This is a genomic window from Spirosoma sp. 48-14 (assembly GCF_001898575.1).
Lineage (GTDB): Bacteria > Bacteroidota > Bacteroidia > Cytophagales > Spirosomataceae > Spirosoma.
In genome coordinates, this window is record NZ_MKUD01000044.1 from 103,200 (window position 1) to 119,727 (window position 16,528).

At 48.2% G+C, this 16,528-nt stretch carries 11 protein-coding genes and 1 tRNA gene; 2 read left to right on the forward strand and 10 right to left on the reverse strand.

Going from position 1 to position 16,528, the window contains the following annotated elements; translation table 11 throughout:
• Nucleotides 1–1,243: DUF5103 domain-containing protein (locus BGO59_RS22070; protein WP_293686797.1), on the reverse strand; the 1,243-nt coding region annotated here is incomplete at its 3' end.
• 137 nt (nt 1,244–1,380) lie between these two features.
• On the opposite strand from BGO59_RS22070, the gene BGO59_RS22075 reads away from it, so the two are divergent.
• On the forward strand, nt 1,381–2,325 hold the full coding sequence (locus BGO59_RS22075) for a bestrophin family protein (protein ID WP_293686799.1): 945 nt from the start codon (nt 1,381–1,383) through the stop codon (nt 2,323–2,325).
• A gap of 18 nt (nt 2,326–2,343) precedes the next feature.
• On the opposite strand, the gene BGO59_RS22080 is transcribed toward BGO59_RS22075, so the two are convergent.
• Both BGO59_RS22080 and BGO59_RS22085 read right to left on the reverse strand, forming a co-directional pair.
• Complete coding sequence (locus BGO59_RS22080) at nt 2,344–3,402, reverse strand: PA0069 family radical SAM protein (RefSeq protein WP_293686801.1); 1,059 nt, start codon at nt 3,400–3,402, stop codon at nt 2,344–2,346.
• Between the two features lie 144 nt (nt 3,403–3,546).
• Nucleotides 3,547–5,493, reverse strand: a complete 1,947-nt coding sequence (locus tag BGO59_RS22085; RefSeq protein ID WP_293686803.1) for an ABC-F family ATP-binding cassette domain-containing protein — start codon at nt 5,491–5,493, stop codon at nt 3,547–3,549.
• 75 nt (nt 5,494–5,568) lie between these two features.
• On the opposite strand from BGO59_RS22085, the gene BGO59_RS22090 reads away from it, so the two are divergent.
• Nucleotides 5,569–5,641 (forward strand) — tRNA-Thr (locus tag BGO59_RS22090).
• Between the two features lie 526 nt (nt 5,642–6,167).
• Here the strand turns inward: BGO59_RS22090 and BGO59_RS22095 are convergent.
• The 7 genes from BGO59_RS22095 to BGO59_RS22125 all read right to left on the reverse strand — a co-directional run bounded on the left by BGO59_RS22095 (nt 6,168) and on the right by BGO59_RS22125 (nt 16,511).
• Nucleotides 6,168–6,899, reverse strand: a complete 732-nt coding sequence (locus BGO59_RS22095; protein ID WP_293686805.1) for an aldolase/citrate lyase family protein — start codon at nt 6,897–6,899, stop codon at nt 6,168–6,170.
• Between the two features lie 32 nt (nt 6,900–6,931).
• Nucleotides 6,932–8,026 carry an aminoglycoside phosphotransferase family protein gene (locus tag BGO59_RS22100; RefSeq protein ID WP_293686806.1) on the reverse strand — a complete coding sequence of 365 codons (1,095 nt, stop codon included), beginning with the start codon at nt 8,024–8,026 and terminating at the stop codon, nt 6,932–6,934.
• Between the two features lies 1 nt (nt 8,027).
• Nucleotides 8,028–9,101, reverse strand: a complete 1,074-nt coding sequence (locus BGO59_RS22105) for a bile acid:sodium symporter family protein (protein ID WP_293686808.1) — start codon at nt 9,099–9,101, stop codon at nt 8,028–8,030.
• An 18-nt stretch (nt 9,102–9,119) separates the two neighbouring features.
• Nucleotides 9,120–10,295 (reverse strand): sialidase family protein, encoded by a 1,176-nt coding sequence (locus BGO59_RS22110; RefSeq protein WP_293686810.1) that lies wholly within the window; start codon nt 10,293–10,295, stop codon nt 9,120–9,122.
• Nucleotides 10,295–11,455, reverse strand: coding sequence for a sialidase family protein (locus tag BGO59_RS22115; RefSeq protein ID WP_293686812.1), 1,161 nt, complete (start codon nt 11,453–11,455; stop codon nt 10,295–10,297). The genes BGO59_RS22110 and BGO59_RS22115 overlap by 1 nt, the downstream gene beginning before the upstream one ends.
• A gap of 23 nt (nt 11,456–11,478) precedes the next feature.
• Entirely contained in the window at nt 11,479–12,915 is a 1,437-nt protein-coding gene (locus BGO59_RS22120; protein ID WP_293686814.1) for a RagB/SusD family nutrient uptake outer membrane protein, read from the reverse strand.
• Nucleotides 12,916–13,013: 98 nt separating this feature from the next.
• On the reverse strand, nt 13,014–16,511 hold the full coding sequence (locus tag BGO59_RS22125) for a TonB-dependent receptor (RefSeq protein WP_293686816.1): 3,498 nt from the start codon (nt 16,509–16,511) through the stop codon (nt 13,014–13,016).
• Nucleotides 16,512–16,528: the final 17 nt, after the last annotated feature.

The window sequence follows — 16,528 nt, forward strand, 5'->3', positions numbered from 1 at the left end:
GGGAGGCTGGCGGGCGATGGTAAACCAGAATCTCGTAATCGTTTTCGGTTGACGAATAATTTCCTTCTACAAAATTCTCATCCACGCGTGGGTTTGCCCCGGTAGTTTTAACGATATAATCGTAATTGTAAACGCCCTGCTTCAACAAGATCGACGCCCGATAAGCACCCAGGAGCGCATCGTACTCCATCCGATTTCGGTCGATCAGCTGCCAGAAATTGAATGCCCCGTTTACGAACACATCGACACCAGGAACTTCAGGGGTTTTAAGGGTAAAAATCGTTTCGATGTAATCTGCATTGGTAGCGCCGTTGCCGGTTTCCCGGTGGTCAATGACAAACATGCCGTTAAAATCGTCGCTCTGAATATACGCTCCACGACTACGCGGCTGATCGACCTGTACATAAGCAATATTTCGGTCGGCATTGCGGTCGATACGGTCGATGTAGTTGGCGCGGGATAAGACCGTTCGGGTATCGAAAAAACGAAACTCATTACCGCCAGGCATCGTATTACTGAGGTCGATCAAGCGGTATTCAAGCACTTGGTCGAAGGCTTGCACATTGGTTGGCCGTAAGCCACGAAGCGTCCGGTCGTCGCGATAATTCTGCCGAATCACCACCTTAAAATCGTCCTGGGGCGAAATGACCTGATAGCCTCGGTAATTGATCGTAAAGTCGATCTGCTGATCGGCAAACTGTCGGCCTGGATCACTTGAAAAACGCGCCGACGCGGCTACATTAAGCCGATTCTGGTAGGTGATGAACCGACGAGTCAGAATAATATTACTTCGGTTTCGCTCATCATACACAACCAGTACATAATTGCCCGGCAGCTTCACTTTAGGCAGTGTAAACCGATAATGGAAGTACGGAATCTTGGTATTGACCGAAATCTGATACTCGGTAATTGGGTTATCGTTATACTCGTACGTAAATTCAATGTCGTTTAGAATAGACCGCTGCCAGTCGGCATTGCAATGCACCAGTCGAGCCCGAAACGAACGATAGTTCCCCGTCAGATCGTCAAATTCCAATTGAAGCGGAACTTCCTCATCCAGCGAAATCACAGGCGGATTCAACGTCAGGGCAGGGTCGTTCAGATTGGCACTTACCTGTGGAAACAACAGTACTGTTTGCACCCGCGAATCGTAAATATGGTCAATCGTCTGGAGCTGCTGAGCAACCGACAGAAGGGGTATCCACCAAAATAAAAAGGCCAAAAACGGGATACAAACACGCATGAGCGTTACTTTTAGGGTCATACAACGGTTATTAATACTGAATAAAGCGAAACGGATACTATCCATCCTGCATTATTCATTCCAACTTAGTCATCATTCTTTTTAATCATTACAAGCCTACTCAACGCAGCATCGTTATGGTCAATTATAACCCGAAAGAGTGGATTCGGTTTATCCTTGCGTTTAATCGGGCCGATACGGTTCGGCAACTAACCCCTGCCCTGATCGGCATAGGTCTTTACTCATTTATTATCGTTCATCTGCTCGAATTATTCGATCTCAGCGAAAACCCTCACCTGAAAAACTTTTCGCTCATGCACACCTTGCTGAGCTTTGTGATTTCGATGTTGCTGGTTTTTCGGACCAATACGGCATACGACCGCTGGTGGGAAGGTCGGAAATTATGGGGTAGCCTGGTCAATAACAGCCGCAACATGGCCCTGAAGCTCGACCAATTGCTGGGTAGTTCGGAGGCCGAAAGCCGGGCGTTTTTCCGGGCCATGATTCCCAACTTCGCCTTTGCCCTTAAAAATCACCTTCGCAGCCGACCGATTGGGCCCGAATTTACGAACACCACTGTTTTTGCAGCCCAACAACTGCATATGAACGAACACGTTCCCCAGCAAATTGCACTGGCTATTTTTGGAAAGGTCGTCGATCTACAACGTCGGCAAGTCCTGCTGGCCGAACATTTACTTATACTTAATCCGGAAATTCAGTCCTTAATGGATATTTGCGGAGCTTGCGAGCGAATCAAAAACACACCTATCCCCTTCTCCTACAGCTCGTTTATCAAGAAATTCATTTTTACGTACTGCCTTACATTACCGCTTGGGTATGTATCGAACCTGCATTATCTGGTTATCCCGCTGGTCGTATTCGTGTTTTATGTGCTGGCCAGCCTGGAAGTTATTGCGGAGGAAATTGAAAACCCATTCGGTATCGACGAAAACGACCTACCTCTCGACACCATCTGTAAAGGCATTCACAAAACCGTAACACAATCTTTCGATCATAAACTAACCCTGGAGCAGGCCGAATCATCAGACAGCCCTAAAACAGGGTTTCGGTATGATCGGTAATGCACCCCTCTGCCCGCGTTACTCAAACAGCCCGATCTGACCGGCAGGCCGAAACAGAGCCGTTGTCAACGATGGCATTTGGCGATTGCTCAGGTATTTCTGACAGGCGATCCGGTGCAGTTGAGCAATCTGATGCGCATACTGCCCTTCGCCCGACATACGGGTTTTGAACCGTGAATCGGCCAGTTGACCGCCATGGCAATCGGCAATCTGATGGAGTACACGCTCGGCCCGGTCGGGGAATGTCTGGTTTAGCCAATCGGTAAACAGGGGGCCCAGAGCGCCATTTAAGCGCACAATCGTATAAGCCGACCAGCAAGCTCCCTGCTCGGCCGCCTGTTCAATCAGTTTTGGGATTTCATGGTCATTGAGGCTAGGAATGATTGGCGCTGTCATAATCCCAACGGGCACTCCTGCCCGATGCAAGGCGCCCATCGTTTTTAGCCGTTGAGCCGCCGTAACGGTTCGGGGTTCCATCAGGAGCCGCAGATTTTCGTTTAGCGTCGTAATGGAAATGGCAACATTAACCAGATTTAATTCAGCCAAAGGCTTCAAAATATCCAGATCCCGTAAAATCAGCGCATTTTTTGTGATAATCGTAACCGGGTTTCGGTAGCGCAGACAAATTGCCAGCATCTGGCGGGTAAGCTGATAGGTTCGCTCAGCGGGTTGGTAGCAATCAGTATTTCCAGAAAAGTGAATGACAACGGGTTTGTATGTACGCGCCTGAAATTGTTTCTCAAGCAGAGCTGGTGCATTTTTCTTGACCATGATTTTACTCTCGAAATCAAGACCAGCCGAAAAGCCCCAGTACTCATGCGTTGGGCGAGCGTAACAGTATATACAACCATGTTCACACCCCTGATAAGGATTGATAGAGGCCATAAAGCCAATATCAGGACTGGTAGGGCGGCTAATAATCTGCTTAGGTGTTTCCTCAAAGAACTGCGTTTTTACCGCCGGTTCAGGAAAATCTTCATCCAGCGATTCGTCACCTTCCAGGGGCTCATACTGATGCCTGGCAAACGAATTCGCCGTATTAAACTGAGCCCCTCGCCCTTTTTTAAAATCACTCATATTATTACAAATAAAATACAATTATATTTTATTTGTAATATATTAACAATAATTGAATGATAGAATTGTTGAATGACTGACTAAAAGCCTACCAGTAAGCCATTCAATCATTCAACAATTCTATCATTCAATCATTAAACCAGTCTAGGCTAATTTTTTCTCCCACACTTCGGCCTCAAGCATAGCCGTTTCCCACTCATCCTGTAGTTGGCTAATCTGAGCCACTACCCGGCGGTATTCGTCGTTTTTAGCCTGCATGAGTTTATCATCGCCATACGTAGCCGGATCAGCCAGTTCGTTTTCGAGCCGCTTTTTGCGGTCTTCCAGTTGCCCTATTTTGGCTTCGGACTCTTCGGCCTGCTGGTTCAGTTTTTTCAACGTCCGCTGCCATTCTTTCCGCTCATCATCCGATGCCGGGAGTGAGGTGCGAGGTGCGGGAGCTACGACAGCTTTAGGTTCCTGTGCTCCTTGCCCCTTGCCTCCTGTGCCCTGCTTTTTCTCTTCCATCCACCATTCGTATTCATCGTAGGTGCCTGGATACTCCTTGATCTGCTCGTCTTCGATATACCAGATCTTGTTGGCAATCTGTGACACAAAATAACGGTCGTGCGATACCACTACGTACGTACCCTCGTACTGCTCCAGCGCCTGAATCAGAATATTCACCGACTGCATATCGAGGTGGTTGGTCGGCTCGTCAAGCAGCAGAAAGTTAGCCTGCGACAAAAGCACTTTTGCCAACGCTACGCGCGACTTTTCGCCCCCCGACAGCACTTTGATTTTTTTGAATACCTCCTCATTCGAGAACAGAAAGCAACCCAGTACCCCCCGAAGTTCGCCTTCTGTTTTGGTAGGATTAGCGTGTTTCAATTCTTCGAGCAGTGTATCTTCCACATTCAGTGATTCCAACTGGTGCTGGGCATAGAAACTAAAGGACACATTATGCCCCAACTGCCGACGTCCGTCGCTAAGTGGTTCCGACCCCGAAATAATCCGTAGCAATGTCGATTTACCTCGTCCGTTTGCTCCGATCAGAGCCACTTTATCGCCCCGTTCGAGCCGAATATCGGCATGAGTCAGAATCCGTTTGGGCCCATAATGCTTCGTTATATCTTCCAGATGCAGAATATGCCGACCTGGTTGGGTTGAGAACTGAAACTTGAAATTCACCCGCGCCGTTTCATCGATCACGGCATCAACCAGTTCCATCCGGGCTAGTTGCTTCACCCGGCTTTGGGCCTGCTTAGCTTTCGTAGCCTTGGCCTTAAATCGCTCAATAAAGCGTTCCGTCTGACGAATTTTAGCTTGCTGATTCTCGTAGGCCCCCTTCTGTATCTCGTTGCGTAAGGCTTTTTCTTCCAGATAGAACGAGTAATTACCAGCATAATAATGAAGTTTGGCACCCGATACTTCCACCGTTACATCGATCACATTATCCAGGAACTCACGGTCGTGCGAAACCACAATCACGGCTCCTTCGTAGGTCTGAATGTACTTTTCCACCCATTGGATCGACGGTAAGTCAAGGTGGTTGGTTGGCTCATCAAGCATAAGCAGCGACGGCTTCTGCAACAGCAATTTTGCCAGGATAACGCGCATACGCCAGCCGCCTGAGAATGTCCGTAGAGGCTTCTGAAGATCATCCGTCGAGAAGCCAAGCCCTTCCAGTATCTCTTCGGCCTTTGCCTGTACCGAATATCCATCCAGAGCATCAAACTCTTCCTGTACTTTACCCAGTTTATCAACCAGTTCATCCCGGTAATTGGTCTCCATCTCATGGAGCAGGTCGTCAATTTGCTTTTGTAGCTGATTTTGACGTTCAAAAGCCTGCATCGCTACGGACAGAATCGAATCATCGGTCTGATAGGATAGCAGATCCTGATTCAGAAACCCGATGGTTACGTCACCCGCTTTAGAGATTGTACCGCCATCGGCTTGGTACTCCCCATTGATAATTCGTAGGAGCGTCGATTTTCCCGTACCATTCAGACCAATCAGGCCGATTTTCTGTCCAGGTTTAATATGCAGCGAGGCATTTTCATAAAGAGCCCGGCTACCGAGGTAATATGAGAGGTTTGTGATGGAAATCATGGCTGCAAATTTACCAAAAATAAGCCGGATACTTGCATTCTTAAACTATAATCCACTATATTTGCACCCGCAAAAGCCTCCTTAGCTCAGCTGGTAGAGCGACGCATTCGTAATGCGTAGGTCGCAGGTTCGAATCCCGTAGGAGGCTCTGTTTTTGAATGAAGGCTAATCAGTTTTAGAGTAAAATCTCTATATAAACTGGTTAGCCTTTTTCACTTTATGGTACTTTTATAAACTTTTCTGCTCGGGCCAGAAATTAGGGCATTTTTGTCCTGCTGACGAAGGAAGCATCTTCGGTAGCTACTACTAAACTGCCGAAGATGCTTCCTTCGTCAGCAGGACAAAAACGAACCTATTGGGGCTCAATTTTTAAAAGGTTAAACAGGTTCAACGTATAATTCGGTCTAGTAAAGTTGATCCGTTACTTATTTTGTCAACCGTATCTTTATTGTTCGGAACTTGCTCTTGACTAAACCAAGTCGATAAACAGGGCTACCTGCATTTTACGATTGCCATACTGCGGAGTTTGCAGGTACTGGTTGCCTAACAACCTCATGGCGATCAAGCCTTCCACTTGAACATCTAAAAAGGGGACGCACCATAAAACAGCCACTTTATTGTGCGAATTCAAGTCTTACAAACTCAGGCTATTTTGAGAAAGGCAGGTTTTAATTTCAGTCAAACTTAATTAGTGGCTTACGGTTTGTAACCGACTGAAAACCTTCCCGAAGAATAGCCAGATCAGACCCCATTGCAAAACACGAATAACCCATCTCTACTAATGCGGGTATATCATTCGGGTTGCGCACCATAATACCTGCTTGCTTTTGACACTTTCGAGCGGAATTGCTAACCTGTTGCAAGGCCTCTGAGTAATCCATAGCCAAAGGACGGGTTGACAGATCGAGTTTTAAATCAGCTGGACCCACAAAAAGAATATCGACGCCATCTACCTGGGCAATCGCTTCAGATTGAATAACTCCCTCCAGATCTTCGATCTGGACGAATAAACGGGCTGGCTCAACAACTGATAGGTCAACAGGCGGCTCCAGTCCATATTGATAAGCCCGTACGGAACTAGAGTAGCCACGATTTCCGTGCGGAGGATAACGCATCACGGCAACGCAGGCGGTAGCCTCTTCTGCGGAAGACACATGCGGAAGCATAATTCCCGAAGCTCCCCAGTCAAGCACTCGGCTAATTAAAGCTTTATCCAGGCTACCAATCCGTATGATCAAAGCCGTTGCACTGGCGGGTCGAACCGCCTGCAAATTGGCTAATATAACTCCATCAGAGAGGCAGCCATGTTCCAGATCAAGCAGTAGCCAATCGAAATCACACAACGATGCTAACTCAGTAATAATAGGTGAGCCAATAGATAGCCACATGCCAAGTTTATAGTCCATACTTGTTTTGAAAAACGATAAGGTCGGCGTAGTTATAAGTCCGCTAAGGTTGCCTGATTTTGTAATCCTCGATATGCCAGCCAGAGTCGTTCATTAGTCATTGTTTTTAGTGATTGTCCAGTCGTTCCGGCACTAATCAGAAAAAAGTCATCACTTCGATCAAAGTAGCCCGCTCCTACCCGAATCACTGCTTTCACAATCATATTTCGCAACAAATGAAGCCAAAAACGAGGCCAGAAGTCATTAGGTAAAGGTCTGATCTGCTCGTAACCTTCCAAGGCCGCCGTTAGAAACTCCCTATCGTGAAAACAGGCGAGTAAGGATAGATCATCCGTCGGATCACCCACGATACAATCATCCCAGTCGATGAAAGCTTCGATAGTAGTTGGAGTCCCCAGGATATTCCAGAGGGCTAAATCCTTATGAACCAGACACCCCAGGTCAAGATCAAGATAGTGTTTGTGTTGCTCGACAATTGTTGATAATGCTTTGGCCTCGTCAATCGTCAGAAAATGATGATCGCTCAAAAATGAGAGATGCCTGGTCAGATTCAGCAGAAAATAATCGGCGTAGGTAGCGTGAAGCCCTACCAATTTACCTTCCTCTCGGAGAATAGATGCGTGAAAAGGGCCAAACCCGTTCGGAGTAAGGGTTTGCCAACGGGCCACCGCCTGACCAATTTCGTTGGCAATTCGACATACATTCAGACTCCCCTTCTTGTTCAGGCTGTTCAAGTCGGAGTACCTTATGTGCGTCATAATCTGGATAGCAAAGGGAAGTTGCTGTCGGCTGGCATCGACATAGAAAACGGCAGGAGTAGGCACGCCAATAGCGCGAACTTCGTCCAGAATCCGGGCTTCCACCGCCATATAACCATCGCGTTCAGGACCATTCTCCAGACGGACAAAATAGTCGGTATGTTGATGATTGACGATATAGGTCAGGTGGTTCCCTTGCCCACCAGCAGGCCGAAAAACAAACGTATCATCGCCCAAAAATCGACTGAGTACCTTATATAATGGCAGTTCAAGTTCAGTACCAGCGTACGCTGACTGGCTTTTCTGGAGGGCATAGAATGCCGAAGCCCGGTCGCATTTCCAGTAGTAAATCGATTGTCGATCTGACATATTAAGAACGGGGAGTTTTACGGTGCCACCAAGATGCCAGAACTGATCCTGTTATGTTCATCAGAGGGCCAAATAGAGCGGGAGCTAACCCGACCGTCGCGATTTTGCCCATCTCCCGGGCAATGCCCGAGGCCAGTCCACCATTTTGCATCCCTACTTCTATGGCGATGGTGCGACAGTCTCGTTCACTCATCCGGAATAGGCGAGCCGACCAATAACCCAGCAAATAGCCCGACAGGTTGTGCAGCAAAACTAGGCCAAGCAAGATCGGGCCAATGGTTAGCAGGTTGTCACGACCAGCCGCCGTGATGATAACCAGGGTAGCCGCAATGCCACTCATGGATACATAAGGCATAACGGCATTGACCCATTTGGCCTTGCGGCTGAACAGTCGATTGAAAATTAAGCCAGCAGCAATGGGGATAATGACCATTTTGGCCATATCAACCATCATATGCCCCGCATCGATAGCGACAAAAGCGCCCGCCAGTGTTTTCATGAGCATAGGGGTAACGAAAGGAGCCAGTAAGGTAGAGATCGCCGTAATAGTGATGGATAGAGCCAGATTCGCTCTGGCCAGATACGAAATGACGTTCGAAGCCATACCATTGGGTGAACAGCCAATCAGAATAATACCAGCGGCAATTTCAGGATCAAGGCCACTCAGGTTCGCCAGGAAGAAGCCCAGGAGGGGCATAATCATGAAATGACTGACGACGCCTAATAACACGCCTTTCGGCATTCGTACCACACCGAGGAAATCCTCAATACCCATAGAGGTTCCCATGCCAAACATGATCAACTGAATAAGGGGCGTAATAAGCGCAGCCAACGGAAAGCCATTCCATTCTCTAAAATACTGCGGGTAGTATAAAGCCGCCACAACGGCTCCCAGTACCATAACCGTGTAGGTAAACCCTTTTAGTGACTCATAGCCCTGAAAACTGATGCCCAGACAAAGGAAAAACAGAATTAGGCAAAGCCCGGCCAAGCCATTATTGGCCAATAAGCTGCTCCACAAAGCAATCGTCAGCCATAGCCCCGCTAAGACGAAGCTGATTTTCTTGATATACATATTGAGAGATCAGTACGATTAAGGGACTTTACTAATTAGGCTCTTTTGTCGGGATCGTTTCGAACTGAAGGAGCCAGCTTGGATATCAGCTTCGGTAAACGTAGCCAGCAGAATCTCTTTTTCTCCAGTCCGTGATCGGTCATAGGCCAAATAAACAAGTCCATCATCGGCCTGTACCACATCCGGGTACGAAACGTCTGGCCGCTCATCAATGAGCAATGCATGGGGCCAGCTTCGACCATCGTCCAGAGAAAGCCGCACGGTTAAATTTTTTCGACTTTTCCGATCTGGATCGTCATTGTAAGCCAGTAACAGATGCCCCGATTTAAGCCGACCAATATACAGACGGGAAAAGGCGGAAGTAAGTGTCGACACCTGGGTTAAGGGATTCCAGCTTTTCCCCCTATCCGACGAATGGCTTTCTTTGATATTCCGTTGCAAAAGCCACACCCTCCCATCGTTCAATTCAACGAGCATATGCTCATAGAAATACGCCGACTCATTGTAGGGGCCGCCCCGTAATTGCCATTGATTCCCCTGATCTGTCGACACATAGACACCACTTTGCTTGTTGGTCCAGTTATAAGCGGGCAATAACCATTCTCCTGTTGTCAGTACGATCGGTTTATTGCGCATAAGCCCGTCACATAAACGCCGGGGAGCGGTCCAGGTGGGTTGCGTAGTTATCGGTTGATCGAGCCGGATAGCCCACGTACCCCATAATCCATCAAAACTGTCGGTGCCCACATTCTGCGTCCAGAAAATCCAGAGTTTTCCATGGGGGTCTTTCCAGAGTTGAGTATCCATAACCCGAACCGCTGTATCAGGATGGGTAATTACTACGGCTGGATCTTCCCAGGTTTTTCCATCGTCGTCACTGTACGCTATAATACCGTAATTGCCTTTGGCTGGCTCTTTAGGGCCACCCGAAAACCAGGCGCTCCAAAGCCGTTTGCCCGTCTTTTCGATCGATGGACAACCTTGCCACAATCGGGTGCTACGAGTGTAAGCCGCTCCCGGCTTCCATTGTACTAAAGCCGGTAACTGCATTTTGGTCGTATCGGCAGGCGCGATTCGCATTCCGGTACCGACAGCAGGCTTTTGGGCTAAGGCATGCGACGAAACACCTGCTACCAGTATGAGCCACCAGAAAGAACAGTGCCACCATCGGGTTTTTCTACGTCGGGTTGTCATTATAGGAAATCGGCATAGGGGATTTTTAGCAGATAGTGCCGAATACCATCTTCCAGAGCGAGGTAGAGTAATTTCTGTTGATCGTCAGCAAAACCATCTGGATAGCAAATCATGGGGGCATTATGTTCGATTTTGCTCATCGTAGCCATATCCATGATTTTGGCCAGTCGGATTTTCTTCTTCCAGGTCTTGCACCCATCGTCTGAAACCCATAGCGCAACCTCACTACGATCTTTACATTGATTACCAACCAGAATAACCTGCTTACCGATTTTGAGCATCATGATTTTAGAATTCCCATTCGGAATATCGCTAGGGCCGACCTCAGTCCAGGTTCGACCATAATCCCGACTTTCGGTGCGGTATAATACGCTCGTCCCTGAGGCACGCATCAACATGACTAGGTGCCCTGGCGATACCTCAATCGCATTGGGCTCCCAAAGCATGCCCAGATCGGCACGTTTATGATAACCGAACAGTTGTGCCTCTTTCCAGCCTGGTTTACAGATCAACCCAGACACACAGAAGGGCCAGTGTTTCCCCTGCGTAAACGTTGTTCGGTTAAACACTTCGGTAAAACCATCGGCTTTCTCCTGGCAGGCAACCGGAAAAAACCAGTCGCCATTCGACAGGACAAACCCTCGTTTCAGCATAAAGTTGCTCAACGAACCGGGTAAGCTCATCGGCTCCGTCCAGGTTTTTCCGGCGTTTTGACTCGCGCTTGTAAAGGATTTTGCCTGGCTGTACCAGCTATCAGTATAGAACGAGATCAGGCAGTTGTAGACCTGCGCACCAGAAATGAACAGTTCAGATGAATAAACCGCCTGGTTAGGGTGCTTCAGCAGAAGTTCGGGCGATGACCAGCTAGCCCCATTATCGGTACTTCGAGAGACGGCGGTATAATTGGCGTTATTAGGTTCCCAGGGGCCACCAGTCATGTGCAGGCATAAAAGTGTTCCGTCGGGCATGCGTCGCAGGATGGGTTCTCTCGCCCAGCCATCCTGCCCATTGGCTTTACTGAACTCATTGATAATACCAGGTGGATAGGCAAATTCAACACCATGTAGTGCCGTTGTCGATTTGGGTTGGGCAACGATATAGCTAGTGCTTACTCCGCATAACAGGAGAATATGGCTAAGCCTTTTGGTAAGTGATTGCATAGAGAGTATGGATGGAGGTCGGACTAATAACCTGGGTTTTGTTTCATGGCTGGATTTTGATCAATTTCCGATTGAGGAATCGGAAATAACAGTTCAAAATCGTCCAGTTTGAAGGCTAATTTCTGGCTGGCGTAATGCGCATTCAGTACGGTTTTGGCCCGGACTGTTCGAACCAGGTCGAACCAGCGGTGGCCTTCGTACAGGAATTCGACCCGACGCTCTCGTTCCAACGCCAATCGGGTATCGGCCTGCGAAAGTCCTGACAAGACGGGTAGTTTCGCCCGCTGACGAACCTGATTCACATAGGATAAGGCGTCGGTGGTTTTGCCTTGCTCGTTCAGTGTTTCAGCATACATTAACAGGACATCGGCATAGCGGAGTATGGTGAAAGCAACACTTCCGTCGGCAAGATCCGTCGCCTTGAAATCCACGAATTTCAATCCGTAGCGACTGTACGTTTTCTTGCCTGTATTGAGCATAACCGAATCCGTGACGGAGATGCTTTTCCGGGCATCTCCAGTTTCGTACATATTGAGTATATCCAGCGTTGGCACAATGCGACCAGCCCCTTGCAGGTTGTTCGGGAAAATGGCCATGCTATTATAAGCCGGGGTAAACAAGCTCGAATAGTTATTACCCAGCGACTGGCCGGTTAGGTAATCGACTTCCAGCAGGGTTTCTGCCAGATTCGTATTGCCATTGGTCGACAGTGATTTGTAATCAGCTACAAGCGAGTACAGTTTTGCATCAATGACCTCTTTCAGTTTTGTGGCGGCCAGGTCGTAATTCTGCTGCGTCAGGTAGACTTTTCCCAGCAATGCCTTGGCGGTCATCTGCGAGGCATGTGTTTTGTCGGTATTCAGGGTGGCCGGTAGCAGGCTTTCGGCACTGGTCAGGTCAGCTATAATCTGCTTATAGACATCACCTTTCGGTTGGCGAGCTATGCCGGCTGCTGAAACCTGAGCTGGGCTACTAAACGTCTGATTGACAATAGGAACATCGCCAAACAAGCGCACCAGGTAAAAGTAACAGGATGCGCGAAGAAACAGCGCTTCGCCTTTGATCCGATTCTTGGCAGTCTGGTCGAACGAAACGGCATCGATTCGATTCAGGAGATTGGAACTCTGTGAAATCGTATAAAAGCAAGTGTTCCATAACGATAGCACAAACGCATTGGTAGCTGTCACGGCGTTTTGATCCAACTGCATTTCATCAGCCGATGGAGATGCCCACTGGATTTCGGTATTATCCGTCGGTTGCTCGGTTACGTAGTGAATGATACTGGAATTATACAGCCCTCGAAATGTGCTATATACCCCTATCAGAGCCGTTTCAAAATCATTCTGATTCTGGTAAAAGCTTTGATCACTAATCTGATAGGCTGGTTTTAAGTTCAGAAAATCCTGACAGGAGGTTAAGGCGGCCGTCAAGAAAAGTATGGCCAGTAATTTTGTTTTCATGAGATGTAAAGAGTGAAAGTGCGAAAGAGTGAACGAGTGATTAACTGTTTTGTGGAAAGATTGAATAGCGACTAGCGCTCTTTCACTCTTTCGCTCATTTAAAAGGTCACACGCAAGCCAACTGTATACGTCCTTGGATTCGGGTATGAGTAAAAGTCCACACCACTTTTGGCCAGATTATCCCCCGAGGTACTACCCTCCGGGTCATAGCTTGGGTAGTTGGTAAACGTGTATAGATTCGTTATGTCAGCATACACGGAAAGTGCCTGAAGTTTCCATTTACCTAGCGTCGAAGCCGGAAATGTATACGCTAAATTCACATCGCGAATTCGGGTATAGGAGCCATCGAATAAGTAGCGGGTTGTACCCGGACTAACACTAAAGGCATAATCATTCCGAATAGCTCTGGCGTAGAGGCCCGCTCCCGGATTTTCGGGCGATCGCCATCGGTCAGCAATAGGGGCTAACTGATTTTGTACACCTGATCCTGCCATATTTACTTCGCCCCCCTGAAAATAGATCTGATTCCCGTATGAACCGTTCAGGCTGATGCTCAGGCTCAGATTCCGGTAGCTGAAACGGTTGCCAAGACCCCAGGTGAATTTGGGCCAGGGGTTGCCAACAATCGTCTTATCGGAGGTGTTGATCACCCCATTGCCGTCAGCATCGAAAAATCGGTAATCGCCCGGTTGTACTCTTGGATTCTGTATAGGGCTTTTACTAATTTCATCCTGCGTCTGGAAAATTCCCAGAATTTGAAGCAGGCGGAAACTGGCAATGGGGTAGCCTACCTGCGCAACCTGATAATCGGAGGTGGCAATGCGGCTTGACGCCGAGTTAAGGGCCAACACCTTATTCCGGTTCCAGCTAATGTTAAAGTCTGTACTCCACTGGAACGGTCCTTTCATAATATTCTGCGAATTAACGGTCAGTTCAAGACCTTTATTTTCGATTTCACCAATGTTTTGCACCGAGCTGTTAAAGCCTGAGGCTGCTGGTAACGTAACATTTAGCAGTAAATTCTGCTTAATAGCCCGGTAGGCATCGAACGTGACGGATAGCCGACTCCGAAACAACGAGATATCGAATCCCAAATTCGTTTGTACAGATTGCTCCCAGGTTAGTTGGTCATTGGCCAAACTAGAAGGCACTAAGCCTGATACCACCTGGCCATTCGATACCGTGCGGGATATGCCCAACAATCCCTGCGTGGCATAGTTAGGAATTAAGTTGTTACCAGCAACCCCGTAACTAGCTCGCAGTTTAAAGTCATTGATAACGTTGAGTGACTTGATGAATGGTTCGTCGGAGAGCCGATAGGCAACCGAAAGCGACGGGAATGTTCCCCACCGATTCTTCGACCCAAATCGTGAACTACCATCCTGTCGAATGGTGGCAGTCAGCAGGTATTTGTCGACAAAGGCGTAATTGACTCGCGCCAACCACGACATCAGTGCCCATTCGCTCACATAGTTCGTACCACTCGTTACCGTCCCAGCCGACAGATAAGGTACATAATCAGTTGAAAACCCCGTGGCACCCGCCTGTAGTATTTCATCTGAATTTTTCTGGATGGTGTAACCGGCCAGTACATCCAGATTATGCTGTTCGCCAAACTTATGTCGGTAATTGATTGTGTTCTCGTTCAGCCAGTTCAGGCTTTTCAGTTCCGTCGAACCTGCGGTAGCCTGTCCCGTCCGACTCGTAGCCAGGCCCACTTTGGAGGATTTCCATAGGCGAGTTATGTTATTGGAGTAATTGATACCAACGGACGTTTTCAGCACCAGACCGGGCAAAAGCTCGTATTGCAGATAGTTATTGGTGAATACATTGGTATTATTCCGTTTGTCGGAAAACTCAGCGGCAATAACCACTGGATTCTCGACGGGAATGCCCGTTGGGCTGGAGAATTCGGAATAAGGCGTACCATCGGCATTGTAAACGGGAATAGTGGGATCGCTGGATACAGCCGCGTTGATCAGCCCTCGGTATTGCAGGTGCCCTTCGGCGCGGGCGAAATTGCCGTAAGAATGAGCTCCCGAAAAAGAGGCCCCGATCTTAAGCTTCTCACTCAGGTGTGCATCAATGTTGGTACGTAGGGTAAACTTGTTAAAATCAGAGCCGATGATGATTCCCTTGTTGGTAAAAAAGCCCCCCGATACATAATAACTGACATCCTTGCCAGTTCCGTTGACCGAAAGCTGGTAATTCTGCACCATGCCTTTGCGAAAAATGACGTCCTGCCAATCAGTTCCATAGCCCTGATCGGCAAATTGCTCGGGTGTTCGGAAAGCGGGTTTTACCTGGGTAGCTGCACTACGTACGCTGTTAGGGTCAGATGCTTTCCCACCGGCAAATATCCAGGCATTGTCTCGCCCTTCAGCCACATTTTCTGCGTATTGACGGGGCGTAAGCAGCTTGACCTTTTTGGCCAGTTCCTGCATGCCCGTCGATTGTTCGAAACTGATGGTTGGCTTACCTAGTTTACCCCGTTTGGTTGTAATGATGATCACCCCATTCGCTCCCCGAGAGCCATAAATTGCCGTAGCAGAAGCATCTTTTAGTACCTGAATCGACTCAATATCAGCGGGATTAATAATACTGAGTGGATTGATGCGGTTAATGGAGCTACTGCTGGCCATCCCATTGGCAGAATACGAACTAGAGGCAAAACTGCTTAAGTCGGAGCCACCCCCACCCGTGCCAATGGCATACCCATCGACCACATATAGTGGGGAGTTCCCCCCCGTGATGGAGCTGATGCCTCGCACAATGACGTTGACATTGCCTCCCGGTGCTCCCGATGTCTGCGTAATTTGCACCCCAGCCACTTTGCCCTGCATCATCTGATCGACACTGGTTGCCGAAGGAACAGGTACCAAATCCTTGCTGGTAAGATTCACAATAGAGCCGGTCAGGTCTTTTTTGCGTTGCGTACCATAACCTACGACTACCACTTCGCCCAACGACTTCTGATCTATTTTCAGAGATACCTCCAGCGATGTCTGATTACCAATGGCTACTTCCTGAGGAATGTAGCCTACAAACGAAAACACTAAAACCGCATGCTCACTCGGAATCGCCAGGCTAAAAGCACCTTTGGCATCCGTCACAGTCCCCTGTTGCGTGCCTTTTATCAGGATGCTCACACCTGGTAAGCCTTCGCCCTTCTCATCCTTTACATGACCTGTAACCACCTGAACAGCCTTTTCGCTAGCAGCAAATTCGACTTGGTTACTGACACTGGGGTCCAGTTTACCGGGGTCATTTCGGGGTTCACGGATCAAAATAATCTGATTAGTATTGATAACCCTGTAGTATATACGTCGAGGAGACAGCACCTGCTTCAGTATATTATCGACCGTTTCATTTTGGAAATGGAGGGTCAATTTCTCGTCGGATTCAACAACCTCCTTCTGGTACGAAAATACCACATCGACCTGTTTTTCGAGGCTGCGCAAAAAGGAGCGTAGGTTACTGTTTTTCAGGTTCAGATTAACGCGTTCCTTTAATAACTCCTGGGCAAAAACGGGATGGGCCAACGTATGGCTGGTTAGCAATCCCACAAGAATGAGTTGGGTAAAAGTGATTTTCATAAGCGCGAAAACCTCTT